We start from the raw sequence: 25,722 nt of genomic DNA on the forward strand, positions 1-25,722 counted from the left end.
CGGGCGGCGATTAAGCCGCCTTGTTCGACAAGCTGTCCGTCAACAGCGCGTGCAACGCGGCGGTGTCCGTGTTGGCGCGCAGCTTTGCGCAGATCGACGCGTCGCGCATCGAGCGGGACACCAGCGCCAGCGCTTTAAGGTGATCCACGCCGGAATCTTCCGGGGCAAACAGCGCAAAGATCAAGTCTACGGGCTGACGATCCACAGCGTCGAAATCAAACGGCCTTTCAACGCGGACAAAGCAACCGGTGACTTCGGTCACGCCAGCCAGACGGGCGTGTGGCAGGGCAACGCCGCGACCAACGCCGGTCGGGCCAAGGTTTTCACGCTCGGACAGGGCGGCAAACGCATCTTCTGCGTTGATGCCATAGCAATCCGCAGCGATGTCGCCCAAGTCCTGAAAAAGACGTTTCTTGGACGACACCGTCGACAGAACCTTTACGGCGGACGGTGCCAAAATGCTCGCAAGTTCCATTTTTGACCAATTTCCCGCCCGCCAAGGCGGGGGGCCTACGCTTCGTTGTTTACCGGGTCGATCCAGCCGACATTTCCGTCTTCACGACGGTAGACGACATTCATACCCTGAGTTTTCTCATTCTTGAAAACCAGTACGGGGGCGTGGGCCAGCTCCATCTGCATGACAGCTTCACCAACGGAAAGCGACGGGATGCGCGTTTCCATTTCGGCGATGATCATGGGCTGGAGTGTAGCGTCCTCTGCCTCGTCTTGGCCTTCTTCGTTGGCGAGGATATACGAGGATCCACCGAAAACTTCAACCGGATCGACGCGGTCGCGGTGATGGTCCTTCAACCTGCGCTTATAACGACGCAGTTGCTTTTCCATTTTCTCGGCACATTGGTCGAATGCCGCATAGATTTCGGTCGCGTGACCCTTGGCCTGTGCGGTCAGTCCCGTAGACAAATGAACAATGGTTTCACAGACATATTCATGTGCGTTTTTCGAGAAGATGACCTGCGCATCGGTCGGGCGTTCAGCATACTTCTGAACAATCCCGCCAAGATCTTCTTTCACGTGAATCTGAAGGGCTTCACCAATGTCGATCTGCTTGCCACTGATTTGATATTGCATCCTATCTCCTTTGATCGTGTAGGAATTTGGCCCTATGCCACGGGGGCATAAAGCGGGAAAATCGTTTGAAAACATGGGGATGTTTTGTCTTTGCAGAGATTTGTCCGCCCGATCAGGTCTGGGGCGATCAAATGTGCGAGCCCACGGTGGGCACGGCACGAACGAAGGTTTGCGTGTTCATGCATCACCTTCATTTGGCGACGAGTCGGTGGGGATTGTCAAGCGACCCGGCGTCACTTTCGTCAGTTGATCGAGAAATTCTGACCCAGATAGACGCGGCGGACGTTCTCGTCCTTGACGACCTCGTCGGTGGTGCCGCTCATCAGAACATGGCCGTCATGCAGGATATAGGCACGGTCTACGATTTCCAGCGTTTCACGGACGTTGTGATCGGTGATCAACACGCCAATGCCGCGGTTTTTCAGGTCATGGACCAGTGTGCGAATTTCGCCGACCGCGATCGGATCGACGCCCGCGAAGGGTTCATCCAGCAGCAAATATTTGGGATTCGAGGCCAAGAGTCGCGCGATTTCACAGCGGCGACGTTCCCCGCCTGACAGGGCCAGCGCTGGGGTGCGGCGCAGGTGGCTGATCGAAAATTCGTTCAGCAACTCTTCCAGGCGCTCGCGGCGCTTGTGCCGGTCCTTGGTCGAGATCTCGAGGATCGACAGAATGTTGTCTTCGACGCTCATGCCCCGGAAGATTGACATTTCCTGCGGCAGATAGCCGATCCCGCGGCGCGCGCGGCGATACATCGGCAAAAGCGTCACGTCTTCGCCGTCGATGATCACCTGCCCCGCTTCGGGCGTGACCAGACCGGCGATGGCATAGAAGGTTGTGGATTTACCGCAGCCGTTTGGGCCCAGCAGCGCAACAACCTCGCCCCGATTCAGTTCCAGGTTCACCTCGCGGATCACCGGCTTTTTGCGATAGCTTTTGCGCAATCCAATGATGCGCAGCCCTGCATCGCCGTTTTGAACTGTCAGGTTGGGGGTGGCCATCAGTTTGCCTCGGTCTGGATGATCGACTTGACCCGTCCGTCCATTTGGCCGGTGCCATTCTGCAGGTTCACCGTCAGCTTGTCCGAGGACAGCGCGTTCTGGCCCTGCGTCAGGATTACGCTGCCCGTCATCACAACCATGCCCGTAGCGATGGTATAGACGGCCTCGCGTGCTTCAGCGGCTTCGGCGCCATTCACAAGGGTGACTCCGCCCGTGGCATGCAGGCGCGAAATTTCGCCGGTCGTGTCGGCACCCGTCGCGTATTCCACGCGCACCTTGCCAGCACTCAGGCGCATGTCGCCCTGACCAATCACCACATTGCCCGAGAACGTCGCGGCCCCGCTGGACTGGTCCACGGTCAGCTGATCGGCCGAGATTTCGATCGGAAGGCTGCTGTCATGTTTCAAACCGCCAAAGGCAACATTTGCTTGTGCAAAAGCGGCGACCGGCAAACAGATCGCCATTAAAATGGAATAGATAAAACTACGTTTGATCACCGGGGTTCCCCCTTGTCTTTCGGATCATATACCAGCTTCACCCCGTCCTTGAAAACAAGAACATATCCGCCGTCTTCACCTTCTGCGCGGGAAATCACCGCATCGCCCGCCGACAGATCGCCCATCGGGCCTGTGGCTTCAACGGGTCCGTTGCTGGTGACATAGGTGCTGTCCATCAATGTGGTCAGCGTTTCGGTCGAGATCCAGTAATCCGTTGAGGTGCGCAAAGACACACCGCCGGACAGGTCGATTTGGTGTGCGATGCCATCAATGTCGGCCTGTGCCGCGCGGATATGTACCTGCGCACCGTCTGGGGTCTCGATATCAGCCTCTAGGTCTAAGGCTTTGAAATAATTGGCGCGTTCCTCGTCCGGGGCGGCGCTGGCAGCCTTGAACTGGATCGCGGTCCCGTCGTCTGTCACGCTGGAAAACTTCGGGTTGGTGATCTTCTGTTCGCCCGTCAGCTCGTCCAGATTGATCCGCGCATAGGTCAGCGATGTGGTGGGATCGACGGATTTCGACAGCAGAAACATCAGCGACAACAGCACAAGCGCCGCGGCTGGCAGAATGATCTTCAGCCAGTTCACAAGACGCGTATATGTGATGCGGGTGCCGGACATGCTGGGCCTTCCGTTAGGGTTGTTTGTTATCTAGCGCGGATGCACCGGATTCCAAGGCACCCTTTAGTGCGCAAAGATGTCCTGCTCGGGCCAACCGGCAAGATCCAGCTGAGCGCGCATAGGCAGAAAGTCGAAACAGGCCTGCGCCATTTCGGTCCGACCTTCGCGGTCCAAGCGCATGTTCAGCTCTTCGCGCAGGCGGTGCAGATGCAATACGTCGGATGCTGCATAGTCCAGCTGCGCCTCGGTCAGCTCTACCGCGCCCCAGTCGCTCATCTGTTGTTGTTTCGAGATGTCGACCTTCAGCAGTTGATCCAGCAGATTCCGCAGCCCATGGCGATCCGTATAGGTTCGCACGAGTTTCGAGGCGATCTTGGTGCAATAGACAGGCGCCGTGACCACACCAAACGCGTTCAGCATGGCGGCGATGTCGAACCGGCCAAAGTGAAAGATTTTCAGCACATTGGGGTCGGTCAGCATCTTCTCAAGGTTCGGGGCGCTGGTCTGGCCTTTCTCGACCTGCACCATATGGGCATTGCCGTCCCCGCCCGACATCTGCACCACGCACAGACGGTCGCGATGCGGGTTCAGACCCATGGTTTCACAGTCGATGGCTACGACCGGACCAAGGTCCAGCCCATCGGGAAGGTCGCGCTTGTAAAGATGGTTGGCCATGTCGCCCTCGTAATCCGTTTCCCCTCTGCATAGGGCCAGAGGGGATCAGGTTCAACGAAAAGGCTTACTTGCCGTAATAAAGCCCCACAACATGCTCGGCTTCGGCGAAGAACAGCCAACGGCCAACGATTGCGCCCGCAAGATGCAGCGCCAAAGCGATAAAGGCGGTGGCGTGGCCGGCCGGGGTCAGAAGCAGAATGGCGGCGGGAAGGACAGCGCCCGCGCCCAGCGCGATCATGCGCAGCTTCTGTGCGTGTTTGCGGCCGACGCGATAGACCATCTCGTCCAACACATAGTTGCGGGCGGTGTGACCGCTTTCGAACATTCGCACCTCGCCCAGATGGCCCAGCCCGGTGGCGTCGCCCAGCGTGCCTCGGTTCGCGGCGCGCGCGTCGCCCTGTTGCCAGTGTAGCCACATAACAACGGCGAGGGCGGCCAGCAGCACGCCTGCGATCTTAACCTCACCCGCCAAGAGTGCCCCGCCTGCAATCGCGTGCAGGAGGAACAGCACTGGTGTAAGTGGCTGGTTCCAGCGTGAGATCGTCTTGAGCTGGGTGTAAATCATCGAGGTGGTGAAGACGGTGACCAGCGCCAAAACAGAGCCTATTACACCTGAAAATGCCATTTCAGCGCCCATAAAGATCTGGGCCAATGCAATCAGTCCAAAAAGCAGAAGTGTGACGACCGAGGCCACGCCCTCGCGGCTCAGCCAGCTGGTCCGCCATTGGCTGAAGGCGTAGATCGCATTCTTTTTGTTCCCAAGGTGGAAGGTCGAGGCCAGCAGTCCGCCCGCCGCCAACACATAGGCGATGACGAAGAACGCCAGCAGCGTCATGCCGCCGACATCAGGAATACCAAGCCCCATCCAGGCCAAAAGCCCGAAGCCAAGCCCGGAAAAGGTGGTGAAGATGATAACACTGGGTGCGGGATGCATCCGTTTCCTCCGTCAGAGCTTGTCGAGCGCTTTGTCCAGCCAGCCAAGGAAGCCTTTGGGCTCGTCCGCAACCGTGTCCAGCGGCGCGGTGTCCAGCTGATCTTTGGGGCGGGGCGGCAGGTATTTGTTTACGGGCTTGGTGCCCAGATCTGGCATCAGGTCAAACCCGCCGCGATCAGCGACAAGTTTCGACACATCGCTGTCCGGGTCGCCCAGATCGCCGAAATGGCGAGCACCGGAAGGGCAGGTGCGTACGCAAGCGGGCACGCGGTCTTCTTCCGGCAGGTTTTCATTGTAAATCCGGTCCACGCAGAGGGTGCATTTCTTCATGACACCCGCTTCACGATCCAGTTCGCGGGCGCCGTAAGGGCAGGACCATGCGCAGAGGCCGCAACCGATGCAGCGATCCTCGTTCACCAGAACGATCCCGTCTTCTTCGCGTTTATAGCTGGCGCCGGTCGGGCAGACGGTCACGCAAGGCGCGTCTTCGCAGTGCAAGCACGACCGCGGCATGTGCACGGTTTGCGAGGCGCAGCCAGACTGCTGGGCTTCATAGCTGAACACACGGTTCAGGAAGGTACCGGACGGATCCGCGCCATAAGCATCCTGATCGGACAGCGGCGCGCCGTAGTTCTGCGTGTTCCAGCCCTTACAGGCCGTCACGCAGCCATGGCAGCCCACGCAGGTATCAAGGTCGATGACCAGACCCAGCTTCTTGTCGGTTTTCGAAGGCAAAGCAGTCATCAGATCTTCCTCGCCACGGTTTTGGGGCCTTTGCCCACGGGGGACTTGATTGGCGGGTGCGCAGGTTGGCTTTCGGCTGGTTTAGGGTCTGCTTTCTCGATTTTCACGCGCAGATCGAACCACGCCGCCTGCCCGGTGATCGGGTCCGAGTTCGTCCAGCGCAGCCCATCGCCTTTTGGCGGCTGAAGTTCGCTGATCAGGTGGTTCAGCAAGAAGCCTTCGGTGGCCTCGGGCGCGTCTTCGTCCAGTGCCCAGGCGCCTTTGCGTTTACCAATGGCGTTCCAGGTCCAGACTGTATCGCCGTTCAGGCCCGCGTGATGCGCGACCGGGACGGTGATCTGGCCATGGACAGACGAGACTGTCGCATAATCGCCGTCTTCAAACTCATGCTCTTCCCAGAGTTTGGTGGGCAGATAGAGGTAATTCTTGCCAGTAATCTGACGCAGCCACGCGTTCTGCGTGCCCCACGAGTGATACATATGCATCGGGCGCTGGGTCAGGGCGTGGATCGGGTATTCTTCGGTGTCGACATTGCCCTCTTCAAACGGTTCGTACCAGATCGGCAGGGGGTCCATCGTTTCGCCAATCCGTGCACGCAGATTGTCAGGCGGCTGGCGGTCTCCGAACCCTTCAGCGGCCAGCTGGAACTTGCGCATGGGTTCTACATACAGGCTGAAGACATAGGGGCTTTCCACGTCGAAAATCCCGCGCTTTACGGCCCATTCCTGATAGTGCTTGTTCCACGGCTTATAGAAGCTGGCATTCTCGGGCACGTGGTTGATCCAGAACCCGCCGTTTTCGATATATTTGTCGATTTGGGCTGGATTAGGCTCTCCTCGGCCCTTGCCGTTGCCGTCTTCACCGCGCCAACCGGCCAGCGGCCCGACGCCCGGGCGACGTTCGTGATTGACGATGTAATCGGCGTAATCTTCGTACTTGGCGGACCCGTCTTCGTTCACAAAACCGGGCAGGCCCATCTTCACGCCAAGCTGGATCAATACGGTCTGGAAGCCGCGCACGTCGCGGTCGGGTTCGACCACCGGCCAACGGATCGCATCGGCCGCGCCATCGGCCTCGCAAATCGGGCGATCGAGCAGAGAGATACAGTCGTGACGCTCAAGATAGGTCGTGTCGGGCAGGATCAGGTCCGCATAGGCCACCATTTCCGAGCTATAGGCGTCGGAATAGATGATGTGCGGAATGACATAATCGCCATTCTCGTCCTTGTCGGTGAGCATCCGCATCACCTCGGACGAGTTCATCGACGAATTCCACGCCATGTTGGCCATATACATGAACAGCGTGTCGATCTTGTAGGGATCGCCCGCATGCGCGTTCGAGATCACCATATGCATCAGCCCGTGGCTGGACATCGGGTTTTCCCACGTGAACGCCTTGTCGATCCGCGCGGGGCTGCCGTCGTCCTTCAGCGCCAAATGCTCGGGCCCGCGGACGAACCCAAGATGTGGGCCGTTCAGCGGCTGGCCGGGTGTGACGCCAACATGCGGGACGGGGTGTGCTTCGACGGGTTTGGGGTAGGGCGGTTTGAAGCGGAAGCCACCCGGAACTTCGACCGATCCCAGCAGGATTTGCAACACGTGCAGCGCGCGGCAGGTCTGGAAGCCGTTCGAATGCGCCGAGATCCCGCGCATCGCGTGGAAGCTGACCGGACGCCCGATCATCTTGTCGTGTTTCTCGCCCTTCCAATCGGTCCAGGGCTGGTCCAGAACGATCTCTTCCTCGAACGCCACACGGGCCAATTCCGCTGCAATAGAGCGTATTTTGTCGGCGGGGATGCCTGTGCGTTCGGCCACGGCATCGGGGGCGTAGTCGTCCGACAGATAGCGTTCGGCCATCAACTGGAATACGGGGCGGTGCGTGTGGCCGTCAGACGTATAGGTCGCCGCCAGATCGGGCATCACACCCGGTGTGTCATAGTCCGCAAGCTTGCCGGTTTCGCGGCAGATGACCTGCGGCTTGCCCGTCGAACCACGGATGAAAAGGCCGGTTTCTGCTGTGTTAGGCTCTTTATTCACGATGAAGCCCGCGTTGGTGTAACGCGACAGATAGTTCAGATCGACCTGTCCTGCGCGGAACAGTTCGTGCACCAGCGCAAGGATAAACAACCCGTCCGTGCCGGGGGTGATTCCGATCCATTCATCCGCAATCGCGTTATAGCCCGAGCGGATCGGGTTCACGCCAATCACGCGCGCGCCGCGTTCTTTCAGCTTGCCCAGACCGATCTTGATTGGGTTCGAGTCGTGATCCTCGGCCACGCCAAACAGCATGAACAGCTTGGTGCGGTCCCAGTCGGGCTGGCCAAACTCCCAAAACGCGCCGCCCATCGTATAGATGCCGGCCGCCGCCATGTTGACGGAACAGAACCCGCCATGCGCCGCATAGTTCGGCGTGCCATAGCTTTGCGCAAACCACGACGTGAAACTTTGGCTCTGATCGCGCCCGGTGAAAAACGCCAGCTTCGACGGATCTTCGTTGCGTAGGGGGCCCATCCAGCCAACGGCCATCTCAAGCGCTTCGTCCCAGGAAATCTCTTCAAACTCACCCGACCCACGCGGACCCACGCGTTTCAGCGGCGCACGAAGGCGCGACGGGGCATAGTGCTGCATGATCCCGGCCGATCCTTTGCCGCACAAAACACCTTTGTTCACGGGGTGATCGCGGTTGCCCTCGATATAAGCGACCTTGCCGTCTTTCATATGCACATTGATCCCGCAGCGGCAGGCGCACATGTAGCATGTCGTCTTGCGCACCTCGTCCGAAACGGGCGGAGAGGTGTCGATCTGGATGTTTTCAGGTTTGCTCATCACGTGTTGCTGTTCCTTGGCCGCATTGGCGGTTCGGTTGGCGGGCGCATCTTCGCGCGATCCTGTTGGTCTTGCTTTTAAAATGCCGAGTTAAACAGGGGGTGCGGTAGGTCCAGAAGTCCTTGCGGATATAGCCAGATTTTGCACTTTGGCGACTCGGTGGAGTCCGCGAATACGCCGCAAAAACGGACCAGAAATATCGCCAAGAATGGAACAATGACCTTTCAAGATGCCTACGATGCGCGTTCCGTCCTTTTCGGAACGTCCTGATGGGCGAATCTATGGAAATATTTCCCAACCAAGTGCATATCACACGCAACTCATCGGAGGCGCGATATGGATCACCTGCCAATATTTCTGGATATAAAGGGCCGAAAAGTGGTCATAGACGGGGGCGGTACCACCGCCGCCCGACGTGTTGAACGTGCCTTGGATGCGGGCGCTGCCGTACATGTGTTCGAGCCCGACCCGCAGGCCGAACTGCTGAGATTGCTTGGGCGACCGGGCGTGACGCACCATGCGCGCCTACCGGAAAAGGACGATTTCAAGGACTGCATCATCGCGTATGGCGCGTCCGACATCCCGGAACGGGACAAGTTCCTGCACGCCGCTGCCAAGGCCGAAGGCGCGCTGGTGAATGTGGCGGATGTGAAGCCGCTGTGTGATTTCATCACCCCGTCGATTGTCGATCGCAGCCCCGTCACCATCGCCATCTCTACCGGAGGTGCCGCACCTGTCATCGCACGTATTTTGCGCGCGCGGATCGAGTCGCTTTTGCCGTCCGGATACGGCCGCCTTGCCAGCTTCCTCAGCGGTTTTCGTGGCAAAATCGAAGATCACATCACCTCAGGCCGCGCCCGTCGCCGGTTCTGGGAGCAGATGATCGAAGGCCCGATTGGCGATGCCTTCCTGGCGGGCGACGAGGTTCGCGCGGAAGAACTGATTGACCAGTCGTTGACCGGCGAAGACCCGGATCAGAAGGGTGGAATCTGGCTGGTGGGCATCGGATCGGGTGCGCAGGATCTGCTGACCTTCCGCGCGCTGTCTGTAATGCAGCGGGCCGATGTGATCATCCATGATGCGTCGGCCAACTCTGACATTCTGGCGCTGACCCGCCGTGATGCGACTCGGATAACTGCCGATGACGCTGTGCTGACCGACTATGCCGGGATGGCAAATGCTGGCCGTCGCGTGGTCTGGCTGATCTCGGGCGACCCGGCAAGCCGGGCGGATGCGAAGTCGTGGATTGCCCGTTTGACGGGGCAGGGGGCCGAGGTTCAAGTGGTTCCAGGTGTCTCTAACACAGGCTATTCCACCCATTCTCAGGGCAATGTCATTTCGTTGAACCAGACTTCGGAAACCGCGTCCCACGCGATGAGCTTGTCCCCGCGCGCCTCGCTTTGACCCCATTGTTTGCGACGTCATAAATCTGTTACCCCTTCGACGTATCCCGCGTGAGCAGGAACCAATGAAAGGGGCATGACATGACACGTATCGCAATCAACGGACTTGGCCGCATGGGCAAACTGGTTCTGCGGGACCTGATCGACAACGGTGCCCCCGGAGAGATCGTTCTGCTGAACGACCCCGTGGGCAATGCCGAACAGCATGCGCATCTGCTGGAATGGGACACCGTGCATGGGCGTTGGCCGGCCGAGTTCTCGGCGGGTGAAGACAGCATCACGATCAACGGCCAGGAAATGAAGCTGACCGGGTCGTGGACGCTGGACGCACTTCCGCTGGAAGAGCTCGGCATCGACATGGTGATCGACTGCACCGGCGCGTTCAAAACCAATGAAAAGCTGGCCCCCTACTATGCGGCTGGCGTCAAAAAGGTGATCGTCTCTGCCCCCGTGAAGGAAGAGAACGCCCTGAACATCGTTTATGGCGTGAACCACGACCTCTATGACGGGCATGATCTGGTGACAGCGGCGTCCTGTACGACGAACTGTCTGGCCCCGGTGGTGAAAGTGCTGCTGGATCGGATCGGCATCAAACACGGTTCGATGACCACGATCCATGACGTGACCAACACGCAAACCATCGTGGACCGCCCCGCCAAGGATCTGCGCCGCGCGCGTTCCGCGCTGAACTCGCTGATTCCGACCTCGACCGGGTCGGCCAAGGCGATCACGCAGATTTTCCCCGAACTGACCGGGCGTCTGAACGGCCACGCCGTGCGCGTGCCGTTACTGAATGCCTCGCTGACCGATTGCGTGTTCGAGGTCGAGCGTGAAACCACCGCCGAGGAAATCAACGCCTTCTTCAAAGAGGCCGCCGAGGGCGATCTGAACGGCATTCTGGGCTACGAGGAACGCCCGCTTGTGTCTGCCGATTACACCAACGATCCGCGCAGCTCGATCATTGACGCGCTGTCGACGATGGTAATCAACGGCACGCAGGTGAAGATCTATGCTTGGTACGACAACGAATGGGGTTACGCCTGCCGTCTGGCCGATGTCGCCCGCATGGTCGGAGCCTCGATGTGACCCTAACCGAGCCCAAACAGGGGCTTGCCGCATATATCGCCGTCACAGCCGCCTATTGGGCGTTTATGCTGTCAGATGGCGCGCTGCGGATGCTAGTACTGCTGCATTTCCACACGCTGGGCTTCTCGCCCTTCACCTTGGCGTGGCTGTTCCTGCTCTATGAGTTCATGGGCGTTGTGACCAACCTGTCCGCGGGATGGATTGCCGCGCGGTTCGGCCTGACCTCGACGCTCTATGCGGGTCTATCCTTGCAGATTGTGGCCCTTATTGCCTTGTCGCAGCTATCGACAGAGTGGGCAGTCGCGACTTCGGTCATCTATGTGATGGTGGTGCAGGGCATGTCCGGCGTGGCCAAGGACCTGTCCAAGATGTCGTCCAAAAGCGCTGTGAAGCTGCTGGCGCCCGAGGGCGACGGGCTGTTCCGCTGGGTGGCGATCCTGACGGGATCGAAGAACGCAGTGAAGGGATTTGGCTTCCTGTTGGGGGCTGCTTTGCTGGCGCTGATCGGCTTTACGCCATCCGTTATCGCGATGGCCATCGTGCTGGGTGCGATCCTGATTGGCGTGGTTGCCTTCATGCCTGCCGGACTGCCAAAAGGCTCTAAATCAGCCAAATTCTCGCAAGTTTGGTCGAAAGACCTGCGGATCAACCGCTTGTCCCTCGCACGGATGTTCTTGTTCGGCGCGCGCGACGTGTGGTTCGTCGTGGGCATTCCGGTCTATTTCCACGCCGTGGTCTCGGACGGGACGCATGCCGGTGATCGCAGCGCGTTTTTCCTGATCGGCAGCTTCATGGCGGTGTGGATCATCGGCTACGGGGCCGTGCAGGCCTGGGCGCCGAAACTGTTGAAAGCGTCGCAACGCGATCCGCACGATTTTCCCCGCCTTGCTACGCTCTGGGTCGGCATCCTGACCGTGGTAATTGGTGCGCTGGCGCTCGCCGCCCTGTTCCCCGGCGCTTGGCTGACCCCGGTTCTGGTCGCGGGTCTTCTGGTGTTTGGCTTTGTCTTCGCGGTGAACAGCTCGCTTCATTCCTATCTGATCCTCGCCTTCACCAAAGCCGAGCGCGTGACGATGGATGTGGGCTTTTACTATATGTCCAACGCCGCGGGCCGTCTGATCGGCACGCTTCTGTCTGGTCTATCCTATCAGATTGGGGGTCTGCCCTTGTGCCTAGGGACCGCCGCCGCAATGTCCGCTGCCAGTTGGCTGTCTGCACGCCAGCTTGCCAAGTTGGATCATGCCGCCTAGCGTGCGGGTATGGATTATTCAAAGCTGATCGACGACGAAATCTGGCGCTTCATTCGCGAGACGGACGCCCACTATCCCCCCGACGCGGTGAACCGAACCGCTGCCCAGCAGCGCGAGGTCTACAACACCATGTGCCGCGCCTTCTTTGCGGGCTATCCCGAGGGGCTGAATGTGCGGGACGAGCGGATCGAGACCGTTCCCACGCGCATTTACGAACCGGGTGACCCGCAGGGCACCGTGATCTATTTTCACGGCGGCGGGTTTGTGGTCGGCGGGTTGGAAAGTCACGATGATGTCTGTGCCGAAATTGCAGATCAAACCGGGCTGCGTGTGGTCAGCGTCGACTATCGCCTCTGCCCCGAGCATCCCCATCCCGCCGCGTTTGAAGATGCGTTGGCTGTAGTCAAATATGTGTCTCTAACTTGGCCCAAACCACTTGTTTTGGTCGGTGATAGTGCAGGTGGGAATTTGGCCGCCGCGTCTTGTCATGCGTTGCGCGGACAGGCCGATATCGCCGGACAGGTCCTGATTTATCCGGGTCTGGGTGGCGACATGACGAAGGGCTCCTATATCGACCACGCAAATGCGCCAATGTTGTCGATGGAGGATCTGAAATTCTACAACAAGATCCGCTTTGCGACTCCGCCTGACGGCCCAGACCCCACGGCAGCGCCGCTCGAGGATACGGATTTCGGCGACCTACCTCCAACAGTCTCTATTACGGCAGAATGTGATCCCTTGGCGGATGATGGGCGCGACTATCGTGACTCCATTCTGAACGCCGGCGGAAAAGCGGCTTGGTTCAACGAAGCTGGGTTGGTACACGGCTATCTGCGCGCCCGCCACCAGTCCGAGCGCGCCCGCCGCAGTTTCGCGCGGATCACGCAGCAAATCACCATGTTGGCTCGCGGCGAATGGCACCACTGATCACGCCTTTCCCCCCGCCGTTGCTTCCCGTAATCTGACACTCGGTATCTGCGCCGGTTCGGCGTGTTAGGAAAAGGCAGGCCATGTCGCTGATCCGATCATCGCTGTTGCGGCGCTTGCAAGCCTTGCAGGGCAAGACGTCTACCAAGACCCGCGCGACCAAGCGCGAGGCGCAGGACAGCGCCGCGTTGTCACTTGCGCGTGCGCGGCAGGGAAAATCCGATCAACCGCGCCCAGATGGGTTGCTCATCTGGGCTTGTCTGCCCGATCTGACCGAAGCCGAGGCGCTGTCGTCGCTTCTTCCGCCCCTGCAGGCAGAAATGGGCGACGTGACCCTTCTGCTGACCACGCATGACCCGCAACACTCCGATGCCATTCCGCATGATGCCCGGCATCAGGTCAGTCCAAAATTCGAGCCCGCCGCGGTTCGCAATTTCTTGGAGCATTGGCAGCCAGATGTTGTCGTCTGGATGCAGCCCGAACTTGATCTTATAACACTTGGCGCGCTGAAAGCGTCTGGCGTCTCGGTCATTTGGCTTGGCGCCGGCGCGCCGCAAGATCGCGGTTTGACGCAGCGGTTCAAGCTGTCTGCCTTGCGCGATGCGGTGGTCGAACTAGACTCTATTCTGCCCAAAGACGGGGCATCGCGGCGCGAGTTGCTGCAGCTTGGCGTTCCTGCCGAGAAGATGGACGTCACAGGTATTCTTCAGCCTCTGAGTCAGGTGCCCGGTTGCGATATCGAGGAACGAGACCGAATTGCACAGAAGCTGGACGCGCGACCGGTCTGGCTGGCCGTAGGGGTGGAGCCGCGTGAGGAAAACGCCATTCTGTCCGCGCATCGCATTCTGATCCGTAAATCGCATCGACTTCTTCTGGTCATGATCCCGCAGGACCCTGCCCGTGCCGCTGACCTGACTGCACAGCTTGAGACCGACAGCTGGATTATCTCGTCGCGGTCAAAGGACGACCACCCACATCGCGACGACCAGATCTTCGTCGTTGATCGCGCAGATGAATGTGCGCTTTGGATGCATCTGGCGTCGATCACCTTGATCGGCGGGACCTTGGCAGGTGGGGCAAACCGGAATCCGCTAAGCCCCGCGGCATTGGGCTCGGTTGTGCTTTTCGGTCCTGAAGGGGGGCGGCACGCAGCGTCTTTTGATCGTTTAATGCGTGCCGGTGCGGCCCGTCGGGTGCGTGACGCGGCAACCCTAGCGGTCGAGATCGAGCACCTTCTGGCCCCCGACAAGGCGGCCGAGATGGCGATGGCCGCTTGGGATATCACCACAAGGGGCGCGGAAGTTGGCGAGTTTTTGATGCGGCGGCTGTTGGATTTACTGGACGAAGCTGAAAGTCGAAAGGGTTTTTGATGCGTACACCCAGTTATTGGTTCACTGACCCCGAAGCTCCGGACTGGCGCGCGCGCCTGTTGTCCCCGTTGGGCTGGCTCTATGGGTTTGGCACTGCCCGGCGTGTCGCGCGCGCAGACGGTGCCTATCGCGCGTCGGTCCCTGTGGTCTGTATTGGCAATATCAATGCAGGCGGAACCGGGAAGACTCCAACCACGATTGCGCTGGCTCAGAGACTAATATCGCAGGGCAGGGCGGTCCATATCGTGTCACGCGGCCATCGCGGAAGCGAGGAAGGGCCGCTGCGAGTTGATGAACGTCAACATAAGGCCGATCAGGTCGGGGATGAGCCGCTGTTGATGGCCGCTTTTGCGCCGACCTGGATTGCCCGTGATCGCGTGAAGGGGGTGCAAGCCGCCGAAGCGGCAGGTGCCGAGATCATCCTGATGGATGACGGATTTCAGAACCCGAGCGTGCACAAGACCCTGTCCATCGTCGTGGTCGATGCGGTGAAAGGGTTCGGGAATGCACGCTGTATTCCGGCTGGTCCGCTGCGTGAACCTGTACATGCAGGGATGAAGCGTGCGGATCTTCTGCTGTCTGTCGGTCATGCCCGCGCGCAGACCCTATTCCAGCAGAAATGGGGCAAAACGATCCCCTGTCCGCATGTCACCGGGCAGCTGGAGCCGCTTCAAACGGGCATGGATTGGCAGGGGATGAATGTACTGGCCTTTGCCGGGATTGGCTTACCCGAGAAGTTCTTTGCCACGGTAAGTGACTTGGGCGCAAATCTGCTGCGGGCCGAGGCATTGGCCGATCACCAACCCCTGACCGACGCGTTAATGAAACGGCTTGAGATTGAGGCCGCCGCCTTGGGTGCTCAGTTGGTAACGACCGAGAAAGATGCCGTGCGTCTGCCGGACGGATTTCGCCGTAAGGTGCTGACCGTGCCCGTGCGATTGGAGCTTCAGGATTGGAGTGCAGTTGACGCAGCTCTTTCGCGTATCCTTATGGGGTAACGCGTTTCGAGAAGTCGTTAGATATTCAGATCGCCAATGTCCTGAGAGCGCGAAGCGCGACAAGGTATTGGCGATGCTATTTCTCTCGAAACGCGTGGACTATTTGCCCCTAACCCGATCGATTTACGATCCCAGCTTTTCGTCCAGAATAGCCGCGAAATCGTCATAGCTCATGTTCGAGTATTTGGTGCCGTCGATGATGAAGGACGGGGTGCCTGTGATCTCGTCCGCGCCAGCGTTTTGCTGATAGGCAGTGACCAGGCTGCGGGCCGAGTCTTCATCCTGCAGGCAGACATCCATCTGCTCGTCCGTCATGCCGGCGGTGCGGCCCAGTTTCTTCAGATTGGCCACGATGGTGGTGGGCGATCCGTCGGCAATCCAGTCTTTCTGGCCGGAATAGATCAGGTCAGCCAAACCGAAATAGCGCTCGTCACCACCACAGCGGGCGATCATACCTGCCCACAGTCCGAACTGGTCGAAGTAAACCTCGCGGTGGACGAACTTAATCTTGCCGGTGTCGATATAGTTCTGCTTCAGCTTCTTGAACGCGTCTTTGTGGAAGTTGGCGCAGTGGGGGCAGGTGAACGAGGCATACTCGATCACGGTAAGCGGCGCATTTTCATCACCAAGAAACATATCGGCGGCCGGCTCAACGGCTGCGTCGTTGCTTTGCGCTTCGGCCACGGACACGCCGGGAAGCGAGCCGTTGTTCTGCGTCATATAGAATGCGCCGCCAATGGCGATCACCGCTGCGATCAGGATCGGAAGGATACGATTCATCTGTATTATGCCTTGTGTTTGTTTTTAGTTATGACGTTCCGCGCCAAAAGCTCGAGCGCGGATCGAAGCCCCTCATCACCTATGTCTTTGGTTGCGTCCGTCGCGCGGGCCAAGTCTTTGGGGTCAGGTTGGGGATGTTTCTTCGGGGCGTGCGTGAACTGGGCCTGCCCTTCGGCAAAGCCCGTTGCCGCCGTTTGTGTAATCCGAATGCGCGAGATGGCGTTATAGCCATAGACCGCGTTTACCTTTTCGCGCAGTTGGTCCTTTTGCATGTCCAGCATCGGCGCTTGCGCGCCGGTGGTCAGTACCGTCAGCGTCGCGCCCATGCCGCCGCGCCCATAGGAAATGTCCACGGGACGCGAGATTGTGGCCGTCGCCTCGCCCACGATCTCTGCCCAATGGGTCAGCACACGCGTCACCGCAAAGCCGCGCGTTTCGCTGGCTTTGCGAATCCGGGCCGACAGCAGGGACGAGGTGCGCTCGAAACCCTTTTTGCGGCGGGGATATGCTTTGGGTTTTTCCATCTGACAGATAGGTGTGACTCGTTTCTTTTCGCTTATTCTAGGCTGTTCACTTTGCTATGCCAGAACAAACGACGGATAGGAGATAACACGTGCGTGACGTGCCGAAAACTGCTGATCTTCTGGACTGGTACGATCGCCATGCCCGCGATCTGCCGTGGCGCGTCAGCCCGGGCGACCGGGCACAGGGCGTGATGCCGGACCCGTACGCCGTGTGGTTGTCCGAAATTATGTTGCAGCAGACCACCGTCGCCGCAGTAAGAGACTATTTCACCCGATTTATGTCCATTTGGCCCACGGTTCAGGATCTGGCCGGGGCCGATGATGATCGAGTTATGGGCGAATGGGCTGGGCTTGGATACTACGCTCGGGCGCGCAATCTTCTGAAATGCGCGCGCGAGGTGGCCCAGTTGGGCGCTTTTCCCACGACCCGCGATGGGCTTCAGGCGCTTCCGGGGATCGGGCCCTATACCTCGGCTGCGATCTCGGCGATTGCGTATGATTTGCCGGAAACGGTGGTGGATGGGAATGTCGAACGGGTGATGTCGCGGGTGTTTCACGTTGAAACACCTTTGCCTGATGCCAAGGGTAAGCTGACGCAATTGGCCGAAACGCTAACCCCGCAGGAAAGGGCAGGCGATTATGCCCAGGCGGTGATGGATTTGGGCGCCACGATCTGCACGCCGAAATCGCCCGCATGCGGTATTTGCCCTTGGAATAGAGACTGTTTGGCCCGGAAAGTGGGTGTTCAGGCTGAGCTGCCCAAGAAGAAGCCCAAAGCCAAGAAGCCCACGCGGTATGGCGTCGCGTATCTGGCCCGAAACGCGGCGGGAGAATGGTTGATGGAGCGGCGACCCGAGAAAGGATTGCTGGGCGGGATGCTGGGATGGCCGGGCGCCGATTGGGGTGACGTCGCGGTCGAGCAGCCGCCTTTTGACGCCGACTGGCAAGATCCCGGCGTGGAAGTTCGGCACGTTTTTACGCATTTCAACCTGCATCTCTCGCTACGGGTTGTGCAGATAGAAGGCCTGATTCAGCCTAAACAGGGTCTATTTCTGGACATCAAACGCTCGGATCTGCCGACGGTGATGCGCAAAGCCTTTGACGTGGCGACAACGCATCTGTCGCATTGAGCGGAGGCGGTTTCACCGCTAACCTGTGCGTCAACAGAAGGACAAACGCCATGCTTCCTGCGTCCACGATCTCGCGCTTTCGCAACGCCGCGCCCTTCGGCATCTCGATCGCTCTGCCCCTGTTGGTGATTGTCGCCGTAACGCAAGGCGGATGGTTTTTGCTACTGCCGCCGCTGGGCACATGGTGGCTTTATACCATCCTCGACGCGATCACCGGTCGCTATACGGAAAACGCGGACCCGATGATCGAGGATGCGGATCTGTTCTGGTATCGCTTGATCACCATGATCTGGTTCCCGATTCAGTTCGTAATGATCTATGGCATGATTTGGTACGTGACCGGGGCCGAGCACCTGTCGACGGCTGAAAAATTCGCGGCCTTCTTTGGCGTTGGCGTGCTGTCCGGCACGGTTGGCATCGTCTATAGCCACGAGCTGATGCACCAATCCAATCGGTTCGAGCGCTGGTTAGGTGATCTGCTGCTGGCCACCGTGCTCTACAGCCATTTCCGCACCGAACATCTGCTGGTTCACCACCCCCATGTTGGCACCACCCGCGACGCCGTGACCGCGCGGTATAACGAGGGCTTCCATCGTTTCTTCTTCCGCGTTCTGACCGAAGCGCCGGTCTCGGCGTGGCGGGCCGAGAAAGCGATGCTGGCGCGGCGTGGATTGTCGGCCTTTGACCGCGCTAACCCGTTCTGGCGCTATGGCACCTTGCAGTTCGTCGCGATCATTCTGGCAGTCTGGATCGGCGGCTGGATGGGCCTTTCGCTGTTTGCGTTTCAGGCCTTTGTCGCCGTTTGGCAGCTGGAGCTTGTGAATTATGTCGAACATTACGGCCTGACCCGGAAACATCTGGGTGACGGCAAATACGAACGCGTGATGCCGCATCACAGCTGGAACGCGGATCACAAGGCGTCAAATTGGCTGTTGATCAACCTGCAGCGGCACTCGGATCACCACTATAAGCCTGCGCGTCGCTTCCCGCTGTTGCAGACCTATCCCGACAACGAGGCGCCACAATTGCCTTATGGCTATCCGATCATGACGATGGCGGCGCTGATCCCGCCCATCTGGCGACGTGTGATGAACCCGCGCGTGCGCGCTTGGCGCAAGCAGCACTATCCCGATGTGAGTGATTGGAGCGCGTATAAGGCGGGCACCCTGCCGCCGCCGGTGATCCGTTAGGGGAACATCAAGGGCGTGTCACCTTCCGTCCAAACAGCGTTCTTTTTCATTACGAAGGACAGGCGGTCACTGGCTAAAAACGTCTCTAACCATGCCGAAACGTGGGGTGTTGCCTCGCTGTCGAAGCGTGCCCTGTCGATATTCGCGAACTGACGGACGAAGGGTAGGATGGCCAGATCTGCCAGCGTCGGGCGAGCGCCGAACAGCCAGCCTTCGGCCAGTTGATCCTCCAGCGCACTAAGCATCTCCATCGCTTCGGCCCGCGTCTCTTCTGGATCACTGCCCGGATGTCGCACCGCGTATTTCGTTAGGTCCAGCGCACGTTTGAACGGGCCGTCGAAGCGGTCGATCAGGGCGTTCCCGGCCTCGGGCATGTCCAACAGACCCTCGGGGTCGGACTGGCCCAGAGCCCATGTCATCACGTCCAAGCTTTCGTCCAAAACCCCTGAATTAGAGACCAAACACGGCACCGTCGCGCTGGGCGACGCATCTAGAAACGCGGCGGGTTTATCGCGCAGCAGGATCTCGCGCAGTTCAACTTGAACACCGGCGCTGGCAATCGCCAGACGGGCGCGGATTGCATAGGGGCAGCGGCGGAAGGAATACAGGATCGCGGTCATGCCACCACAAACCAAAAAAAACCCTGCCTAACAAGTAGGCAGGGTCAGTCAGGTTGTGCTGTGGCGGCGGGCCACAGGCACAGGCGGTACCTGATGATGCGGGCGCGTCTATCGCGCGCCACGCAAATTCTGTTGTGTAAGGAAGTCTGGCTTAGTTCATTTCCGCGCGGATCTGCTGGCGCAGCAGGTCGATCGGAGCTTTCTTTCCGTCCTGCTTGAAGTGCCAGTATGTCCAGCCGTTGCAGCTGGGTGCGCTTTCCAGCGCAGCACCCACCTGGTGGATCGAGCCACGGGCGTCACCGGAAATCAGCGTGCCGTCAGCGCGCACCTTTGCGGTTTTTCCACGCGGGCTGGTCAGAACTTCGCCCGGACGCAGCATGCCGCGCTCAACCAACTGGCCGAAGGGGACGCGCGGTTCGGCGCGTTTCGACGGCGTGGTGGTGAGGGCTTCTTTGTCGAACTTGCGCACCTTAGAGATGCGTTTCGCGGCCACCTTGCGATAGGCCTCTTCGCGTTCGATGCCGATGAAGTCACGGCCCAGCATCTTCGCAACCGCACCGGTGGTGCCGGTGCCAAAGAACGGATCAAGGATCACGTCGCCGGGGTTGGTGGCGCCGACCAGAACGCGATGCAGAAGGCTTTCGGGTTTCTGAGTCGGGTGTGCTTTGTCGCCGTTTTCGTCTTTCAGGCGCTCGTGGCCTGTGCAAATCGGCAGAACCCAGTCGGAACGCATCTGAACGCCTTCGTTCAGCGCCTTCAGGGCTTCATAGTTAAACGTGTACTTGGCGCCTTCGGATTTCGAGGCCCAGATCATCGTCTCATGCGCGTTGGTAAAGCGCTTGCCGCGGAAGTTCGGCATCGGGTTCGACTTGCGCCAGATGACGTCGTTCAGGATCCAATAGCCTTGGTTTTGAAGCTCGGCGCCCATGCGGAATACGTTGTGATACGAGCCGATGACCCAAATCGCGCCATTCGGTTTCAGGATGCGGCGCGCGGCTTTCAGCCAGGCGCGGGTAAACTGGTCGTATGCTTTGAAGCTGTCGAACTGGTCCCAGTCGTCATCGACGGCGTCGACTTTCGAATTGTCCGGGCGGTGAAGTTCACCTTTCAGCTGCAAATTATAGGGGGGATCCGCGAAGATCATGTCGACCGAGTTTTCAGGAAGACTGTTCATCACCTCGATGCAGTCGCCATCAAGAATCTGGTTCAGGGGCAGCTCTACAGCCGCCTTTGTTTTGGTTTTGGTTACCATTTCTGCCTCATGTACCGGCGCTTTAGCGCTCTATCAGCGGCGTGTTTTCACGCTCGTTTTGATGAGAACAGGATGAGTCAAAGTGGATTCGCCGTCAAATTCTTTTTTGAATCAGCAACTTACATTTTACTGTTGATACAAGATATTGTGTACCGGTTTGAATGAACGTCTATGGTGTGGGGTAACACCAAGATTTTGAAGCGCCAACCTGTGGCTTTTTGACGGGTATCCTGCGTTCGTCTCCCAGCCATAGCCGGGGAACTGTTGCGCCAAATCCACCATGATCCGATCGCGGGCAATTTTAGCCACGATGGATGCGGCGGAAATCGACACGGATCGCGCATCGCCCTTTACGATGGTTTCAGACGGCCCGGTCAGACCGCGCGGCGTCTGGTTTCCGTCGATCAGCAAGTAGTCTGCCTGTTGCGACAGCCCGGCCACCGCGCGCTCCATGGCCAAATGGCTGGCACGCAGGATGTTCAGCTCGTCGATTTCTTCGACCGAGGCGTGCGCGATGCAGACACAGGCCTTTTCATGGATCGCGTCCCACAGCGCTTCGCGCCGTTTTGCGGACAGCTTTTTGGAATCGTTCAGCCCTTCAGGGATGTCATCAGGATTCAGAATGACGGCGGCGGCGGTGACAGGACCGGCCAAAGGGCCGCGTCCGACCTCGTCCACTCCGGCGATATATTGAAAGCCACGGGTCATCGCGGCGGCTTCGAAGCTGAAATCAGGAACAGTTTTTGTCATTCTCTTGGGGTGACTCAAACCGCTCGGCCCCGCAAGTAAAAAGGGCAGAGGCCGAAGCCTCTGCCAAGTTTAGCGGCGCGTAAAGTGAAAGGGACCGCCACGCCGCTGCTCGATATGCTTAATAGTGACGTGTGGCGCGATAGCCGCGTTCGCTGAGGCATTCGGGCTGGTACCCCCGGCGCGTCACGTAAATGCCCTTGCGGCTCTTCACGACCAGGTTGCGCTTGCAGGTGCGGGGCAGGCCGCTGGCATATTTGAAGTTCTTGTTCAGGCAATTGCTGCTGAACATAATTTTGCGACCGGTCTGCGTGCGGTATTCACGCAGGCAGCTTGCCGGCAACGAACGGTACTTGCTGACCCGGTGTGGGCGGTGCGGGCGATCAGGATAGGTCGGCTTGTAGGGGCGCGAGACATGACCATAGGGGGTGGACGGCTCGTCATCATTCCCGGACAGCAGAACGCCAAGCGTGACCAGACCCAGAAGGGCGGCGATGATGGCGGCGGTGTCGTCTCTGTCTGTGGCGTCACGTGCCTGAACAGGGGACGCGGCCAATGTGGCCGCCACGGCTGCACTGAGAATGAGCTTCATAAACGAACGGGGCATTGAATACTGGATCATCGGACCCTCCTGTCTGTTGGATCGGCGCGGCAGGCGCTTGTCATGCCCCCAACATGCGGATCCCCCTTAAAGACAGGCAATAACGGGGCGGTGTTATCCCCTATCATGGCGTTCAGGCGGGGTTTGTTATTGAATAACCAGCGCCTGCACAGCATGGTCAGGGCATGATGAAAAAAACAGCACTCACTCTTATCCTTGTCGCAATGGCATCGACGGCTCAGGCCGCGTGCTATGCCGACTACAAGGCCAAACGGGATAACCCGCTAAAGCTCCACTATGGTGTGATCGAGCTGCCCGATGACGCTTGCGACAATCGCAAAGCCGCGCGTCGGCAGATAAGTGACCGGTTGGAGGCCAATGGCTGGTCTCTGCTGAAGGTCCAATCCATATTCGACGCTACGGGCCTTGAGGAAAGGAAAGACAGTGCCGGAAAATTCTTCCTTCGCTACTGATGCGCTGAAGCGCTCGAATCGGGTGGTTGTCATCGGGATCGCGGCGATTGTCGTGATTCTTCTGCTGGCGGCCGTGTTTCTGTTCATGACCTTGCCGGATGCCAACGCTTTTAACGCGCGGGTTGAACAGATATTTGTAGAGAATGACGGGCTGAACTCGGGTGCGGAAATCAAGTTGCTTGAAATTCTGGCTCAGTCAGGCACGTCTTTTGCCGATACGCTGACCAGCTATCGCATGGTGATTTTCGTGTTGCTGATTTTTGCCACCGCACTTTTGGTGGCGGCGCTTGTGTTCCTTCTGACCATTGTCGGCCTGAACCGCCGCATGAGCGAGATCGAGCGCGCGGGCATTCAGGTGAATTCGCTTCTGATCAGCCGCGAGGAACGCACCGTGTACCTGAACAACATGGAGTTCTCGCTGACCGAAGCGGCGATTGAAACCCTGTCTGCATTGGCCGAAGCGCGTATGGACGAGGATGTTTTGTCTGGCTCGCAGCTTGAGGGGCTGATCTCGGGCCGTGACCCGTCCGAATGCGACGAGGCCGCCGGAGCCACCCGCATCAAGCGTCTGCGCGACGCGCTGGGCAACCAGCTGATGAGCGAGCTTTTGGTGAAAACCATCGCCCGTCGCGGCTATATGCTGTCTATTGATAAAGACGTTATTCGGATGATCTGACACGTGCGGATCGCGCGTTAGGACGCTCATTTCACATAAAACACCAAGCAGGTCGGTCCATATCGGTGCAGACCTGCTTTGCTTCGGTGGGTCAATCGGCCCCTCAATTGAGGCGAGAATGTGGCCCAAAGACGGCGGAAAATTGGACTTCCGGGCTGATCTTGAGTAAACTGAGCGGCGCAACCAGACATTAGTACCCGCGTGGTTGGGCGGAAAATTTATTAGGAGGGGGAATTATGAATTCAAAGATTCCTGGACTTTTTGCAGCGCTTTTGGCCGCTGTTCTGATGATGCCAGCAACTCAAGCCACAGCCGAAACGGGCTGCACGACCAGCTGCGACGGCAGTGGTGGTACCGGCGATGGCAGTGGCGGCGGCACTGGTGATGGTACTGGTGGCGGCGATGATGGAACCGGTGGCGGCACCCCTGATGGTGGCGGCGGCGGTGATGACGGAACCGGCGGCGGTACACCTGATGGCGGCGGCGGCGGAGACGGCGGCAATGGCGGCAACGGCGGCGGCAAAGGTTCGAAAGCCAATAACGGCTTCGGCAATGGCGGCGGCGATGGCGTACCCGGTAAGTCGAACAAGAACGACAACGGTCGCTAATATCCAAGGCCATGACCTATGGGTCAAGCCAAGCAAGCTAAAAAGCGTAGCCCGGCAGAAGGAAGACTTGTGCCGGGCTATTTCGTTTCAATGGATGTAGGCGCGAAGCTTACTGAAGCTGCATCCCGTTGGCGAAGACCGATCCGTCGGGGGTGACTTCAAGCGTGGTGATACGGGCATCGTCTCCGTTCGCGGCATCGGCAGCCGAGAACATTTCCAGCATCATCATCGACCCTGTAATCTGCTCTGCCGGAATGCCCATCTGAACCAGCTTCTGCGACAGGGCGGTCAGCCCCTTGGCGCGCAGGGTCAGCTTGCCTTCGGGACGCGGCAGGCCGTCGAAAGTCTCGAGGTCTGTGGCGTCAAAGGTAAAGGCACCTTCGCCGGTGACCTCGGCCCCAACGGCCGACAGGCGCAGCGCGTTCAGCGTCGCGCTGCCCGGCTCGACCGGCAGCATGTCACCCAGCGCCTCGAGATTGGCTTCAAGGTTGGCGAAGTCCAGCCACTCGACATTGTGCTTCAGCGTGCCGGTCAGATCGATGGTCAGGTGGATCGGATCGCGCGGCAGGGCACCCATCGGGTCACCCATCTCCCAGACCATATCGTCCAGCGTCAGTCCGTTCAGGTCGAGGTTGAACGCAACGGGGCCAAAGCTGTCATCCGCCAGAAGTGGCGCTTGCATGGTGGCCGACATCGACGCAATGTTTCCGCCCAGCGGCAGACCCGGCATCATCGGCATTTCCATCTGAAGACGGAAATCTTCAGCCGGACCCGAGATCGTGATGCCGCTTGCATCCAGCTTCATCGAGGAATCATAGGACTTGGCCGAAGACGACTGCGCCATCATCAGCGTATCCCCCTGCGAGGTCACCTGTTCGGTGCTGTAATCGGTCATGCGGGTGGTCATGTCCATCACCAGCCCGTCGCGCAACGCCTTGGCAAGGTTGGTAAAGTCGATCCCGGCGGACGGGCTCACCATGCGCATTTCGCCCTCGATACGGCCCGATTTCATGACCGACGCCGCCGTGATCGGACCGGTATCGTCGACCATCATCGACTGGTTGAATGTGATGTTCTGTTCGTCCGCAGCGAAGGTCATGTCCGAGGTCGTCATCTCGCCCGATTTGGTCACCGACTGACCCACAAGGCCAAGATACGTGCCGTTCATCGAGAAGCCCGTGATCTCTTCCGGCGCGCCATCAAGCTCGACCGCGATATCCAACCGGGCGGCTTTCTGGTCAAAGGTGATCTCTTCCGGGCTGCCCGAGAAGATGTTGGTGAACCCTTGGTGGGTCATCGTCATCGCGCCGCCGAAGCTTTCCCCATCCGTGCCGGAATAGGTCAACGTATACGTGCTGTTTTCGGGCACGATCATCTCGACCCGGCCATCCCCCATATCGATCAGATCAAACGCGCCCAGATCTACGCTTACCGATCCCATATCAAACGGCAGCATCATGTCGAAAGTCACGTTCTGCAGCGCAAGGCCGTCACCGCGCGCCGAAGTCTCTGCGCTGAGCGCGCCACCGAAAACGGTCGAGCTTTGCTGAAGATGCGTCCAAACATCACTGGTAGAGAGGTCTGCGAATGCAGAACCGGGCAGGAAGGTTGCGCCAAAAAAAGCGGCGCAGGTCAGCCGGGTGGCAAGAGTTTGCATGTGCGATAATCCTTTGCACTCAAAGTTCAATTGGCGCGAAGGTAT

At 59.0% G+C, this 25,722-nt stretch carries 27 protein-coding genes; 11 read left to right on the forward strand and 16 right to left on the reverse strand.

From position 1 onward, the window contains the following. Positions 1 to 10: 10 nt before the first annotated feature. The 9 genes from MWU53_RS08475 to MWU53_RS08515 all read right to left on the reverse strand — a co-directional run bounded on the left by MWU53_RS08475 (position 11) and on the right by MWU53_RS08515 (position 8,385). The gene (locus MWU53_RS08475; protein WP_247092387.1) at positions 11 to 475 is read right to left on the reverse strand and encodes a PTS sugar transporter subunit IIA; all 465 of its coding nucleotides are present in this window, start codon (positions 473 to 475) and stop codon (positions 11 to 13) included. 35 nt (positions 476 to 510) lie between these two features. Continuing rightward, positions 511 to 1,089 (reverse strand): ribosome-associated translation inhibitor RaiA, encoded by a 579-nt coding sequence (gene raiA, locus MWU53_RS08480; RefSeq protein ID WP_247092389.1) that lies wholly within the window; start codon positions 1,087 to 1,089, stop codon positions 511 to 513. 242 nt (positions 1,090 to 1,331) lie between these two features. Then, complete coding sequence (gene lptB, locus MWU53_RS08485) at positions 1,332 to 2,090, reverse strand: LPS export ABC transporter ATP-binding protein (RefSeq protein WP_247092391.1); 759 nt, start codon at positions 2,088 to 2,090, stop codon at positions 1,332 to 1,334. Continuing rightward, the gene (lptA, locus tag MWU53_RS08490) at positions 2,090 to 2,554 is read right to left on the reverse strand and encodes a lipopolysaccharide transport periplasmic protein LptA (protein ID WP_247092545.1); all 465 of its coding nucleotides are present in this window, start codon (positions 2,552 to 2,554) and stop codon (positions 2,090 to 2,092) included. The genes lptB and lptA overlap by 1 nt, the downstream gene beginning before the upstream one ends. A 29-nt stretch (positions 2,555 to 2,583) precedes the next feature. Then, positions 2,584 to 3,207, reverse strand: a complete 624-nt coding sequence (gene lptC, locus MWU53_RS08495; RefSeq protein ID WP_247092394.1) for an LPS export ABC transporter periplasmic protein LptC — start codon at positions 3,205 to 3,207, stop codon at positions 2,584 to 2,586. A gap of 63 nt (positions 3,208 to 3,270) precedes the next feature. Next, a complete protein-coding gene (locus MWU53_RS08500) occupies positions 3,271 to 3,882 on the reverse strand; it encodes a ribonuclease D (RefSeq protein ID WP_247092397.1) in 612 nt (203 codons plus the stop codon). 64 nt (positions 3,883 to 3,946) lie between these two features. After that, on the reverse strand, positions 3,947 to 4,816 hold the full coding sequence (locus MWU53_RS08505; protein ID WP_247092399.1) for a DmsC/YnfH family molybdoenzyme membrane anchor subunit: 870 nt from the start codon (positions 4,814 to 4,816) through the stop codon (positions 3,947 to 3,949). 12 nt (positions 4,817 to 4,828) lie between these two features. After that, a complete protein-coding gene (locus tag MWU53_RS08510; RefSeq protein ID WP_247092401.1) occupies positions 4,829 to 5,560 on the reverse strand; it encodes a 4Fe-4S dicluster domain-containing protein in 732 nt (243 codons plus the stop codon). After that, positions 5,560 to 8,385, reverse strand: a complete 2,826-nt coding sequence (locus MWU53_RS08515; protein ID WP_247092403.1) for a molybdopterin oxidoreductase family protein — start codon at positions 8,383 to 8,385, stop codon at positions 5,560 to 5,562. Before MWU53_RS08515 ends, MWU53_RS08510 begins: the two co-directional genes overlap by 1 nt. Positions 8,386 to 8,721: 336 nt before the next feature. On the opposite strand from MWU53_RS08515, the gene MWU53_RS08520 reads away from it, so the two are divergent. From MWU53_RS08520 to lpxK, 6 genes are all read left to right on the forward strand, one after another. Continuing rightward, a complete protein-coding gene (locus MWU53_RS08520; protein ID WP_281501335.1) occupies positions 8,722 to 9,789 on the forward strand; it encodes an NAD(P)-dependent oxidoreductase in 1,068 nt (355 codons plus the stop codon). A gap of 80 nt (positions 9,790 to 9,869) precedes the next feature. Then, the gene (locus MWU53_RS08525; protein WP_247092407.1) at positions 9,870 to 10,874 is read left to right on the forward strand and encodes an ArsJ-associated glyceraldehyde-3-phosphate dehydrogenase; all 1,005 of its coding nucleotides are present in this window, start codon (positions 9,870 to 9,872) and stop codon (positions 10,872 to 10,874) included. After that, on the forward strand, positions 10,871 to 12,124 hold the full coding sequence (gene arsJ / locus MWU53_RS08530; protein WP_247092410.1) for an organoarsenical effux MFS transporter ArsJ: 1,254 nt from the start codon (positions 10,871 to 10,873) through the stop codon (positions 12,122 to 12,124). Before MWU53_RS08525 ends, arsJ begins: the two co-directional genes overlap by 4 nt. 9 nt (positions 12,125 to 12,133) lie before the next feature. After that, the gene (locus MWU53_RS08535; protein WP_247092412.1) at positions 12,134 to 13,051 is read left to right on the forward strand and encodes an alpha/beta hydrolase; all 918 of its coding nucleotides are present in this window, start codon (positions 12,134 to 12,136) and stop codon (positions 13,049 to 13,051) included. Positions 13,052 to 13,134: 83 nt separating this feature from the next. Beyond that, a complete protein-coding gene (locus MWU53_RS08540; protein ID WP_247092414.1) occupies positions 13,135 to 14,421 on the forward strand; it encodes a glycosyltransferase N-terminal domain-containing protein in 1,287 nt (428 codons plus the stop codon). Further along, complete coding sequence (gene lpxK, locus MWU53_RS08545) at positions 14,421 to 15,419, forward strand: tetraacyldisaccharide 4'-kinase (RefSeq protein WP_247092416.1); 999 nt, start codon at positions 14,421 to 14,423, stop codon at positions 15,417 to 15,419. The genes MWU53_RS08540 and lpxK overlap by 1 nt, the downstream gene beginning before the upstream one ends. A 123-nt stretch (positions 15,420 to 15,542) precedes the next feature. Here the strand turns inward: lpxK and MWU53_RS08550 are convergent, their stop codons facing one another. Further along, on the reverse strand, positions 15,543 to 16,199 hold the full coding sequence (locus MWU53_RS08550; protein WP_247092418.1) for a DsbA family protein: 657 nt from the start codon (positions 16,197 to 16,199) through the stop codon (positions 15,543 to 15,545). Between the two features lie 5 nt (positions 16,200 to 16,204). Continuing rightward, positions 16,205 to 16,723, reverse strand: a complete 519-nt coding sequence (locus MWU53_RS08555; RefSeq protein WP_247092420.1) for a DciA family protein — start codon at positions 16,721 to 16,723, stop codon at positions 16,205 to 16,207. An 89-nt stretch (positions 16,724 to 16,812) separates the two neighbouring features. On the opposite strand from MWU53_RS08555, the gene mutY reads away from it, so the two are divergent. Further along, on the forward strand, positions 16,813 to 17,853 hold the full coding sequence (mutY, locus tag MWU53_RS08560) for an A/G-specific adenine glycosylase (protein WP_247092422.1): 1,041 nt from the start codon (positions 16,813 to 16,815) through the stop codon (positions 17,851 to 17,853). Between the two features lie 50 nt (positions 17,854 to 17,903). Next, complete coding sequence (locus MWU53_RS08565) at positions 17,904 to 19,043, forward strand: alkane 1-monooxygenase (RefSeq protein ID WP_247092425.1); 1,140 nt, start codon at positions 17,904 to 17,906, stop codon at positions 19,041 to 19,043. Here the strand turns inward: MWU53_RS08565 and MWU53_RS08570 are convergent. The 4 genes from MWU53_RS08570 to MWU53_RS08585 all read right to left on the reverse strand — a co-directional run bounded on the left by MWU53_RS08570 (position 19,040) and on the right by MWU53_RS08585 (position 22,284). Further along, complete coding sequence (locus MWU53_RS08570) at positions 19,040 to 19,663, reverse strand: glutathione S-transferase (protein WP_247092426.1); 624 nt, start codon at positions 19,661 to 19,663, stop codon at positions 19,040 to 19,042. The genes MWU53_RS08565 and MWU53_RS08570 overlap by 4 nt on opposite strands. Positions 19,664 to 19,814: 151 nt before the next feature. Then, positions 19,815 to 20,915 (reverse strand): site-specific DNA-methyltransferase, encoded by a 1,101-nt coding sequence (locus MWU53_RS08575; RefSeq protein ID WP_247092427.1) that lies wholly within the window; start codon positions 20,913 to 20,915, stop codon positions 19,815 to 19,817. 126 nt (positions 20,916 to 21,041) lie between these two features. Continuing rightward, positions 21,042 to 21,665: a ribonuclease HII gene (locus MWU53_RS08580; protein WP_247092428.1), complete on the reverse strand. Its 624-nt coding sequence runs from the start codon at positions 21,663 to 21,665 to the stop codon at positions 21,042 to 21,044. Positions 21,666 to 21,783: 118 nt separating this feature from the next. Next, positions 21,784 to 22,284, reverse strand: coding sequence for a hypothetical protein (locus MWU53_RS08585; RefSeq protein ID WP_247092429.1), 501 nt, complete (start codon positions 22,282 to 22,284; stop codon positions 21,784 to 21,786). A gap of 167 nt (positions 22,285 to 22,451) precedes the next feature. On the opposite strand from MWU53_RS08585, the gene MWU53_RS08590 reads away from it, so the two are divergent. From MWU53_RS08590 to MWU53_RS08600, 3 genes are all read left to right on the forward strand, one after another. Continuing rightward, positions 22,452 to 22,736, forward strand: a complete 285-nt coding sequence (locus MWU53_RS08590) for a hypothetical protein (RefSeq protein ID WP_247092546.1) — start codon at positions 22,452 to 22,454, stop codon at positions 22,734 to 22,736. Then, the gene (locus MWU53_RS08595) at positions 22,708 to 23,412 is read left to right on the forward strand and encodes a helix-turn-helix domain-containing protein (protein ID WP_247092430.1); all 705 of its coding nucleotides are present in this window, start codon (positions 22,708 to 22,710) and stop codon (positions 23,410 to 23,412) included. Before MWU53_RS08590 ends, MWU53_RS08595 begins: the two co-directional genes overlap by 29 nt. Before the next feature lie 236 nt (positions 23,413 to 23,648). Then, complete coding sequence (locus tag MWU53_RS08600) at positions 23,649 to 24,020, forward strand: hypothetical protein (RefSeq protein ID WP_247092431.1); 372 nt, start codon at positions 23,649 to 23,651, stop codon at positions 24,018 to 24,020. 109 nt (positions 24,021 to 24,129) lie between these two features. On the opposite strand, the gene MWU53_RS08605 is transcribed toward MWU53_RS08600, so the two are convergent. Beyond that, positions 24,130 to 25,677 (reverse strand): DUF2125 domain-containing protein, encoded by a 1,548-nt coding sequence (locus MWU53_RS08605; protein ID WP_247092432.1) that lies wholly within the window; start codon positions 25,675 to 25,677, stop codon positions 24,130 to 24,132. Between the last annotated feature and the right edge of the window lie 45 nt (positions 25,678 to 25,722).

The sequence above is a fragment of the Aliiroseovarius sp. S1123 genome, assembly GCF_023015885.1.
GTDB lineage: Bacteria > Pseudomonadota > Alphaproteobacteria > Rhodobacterales > Rhodobacteraceae > Aliiroseovarius.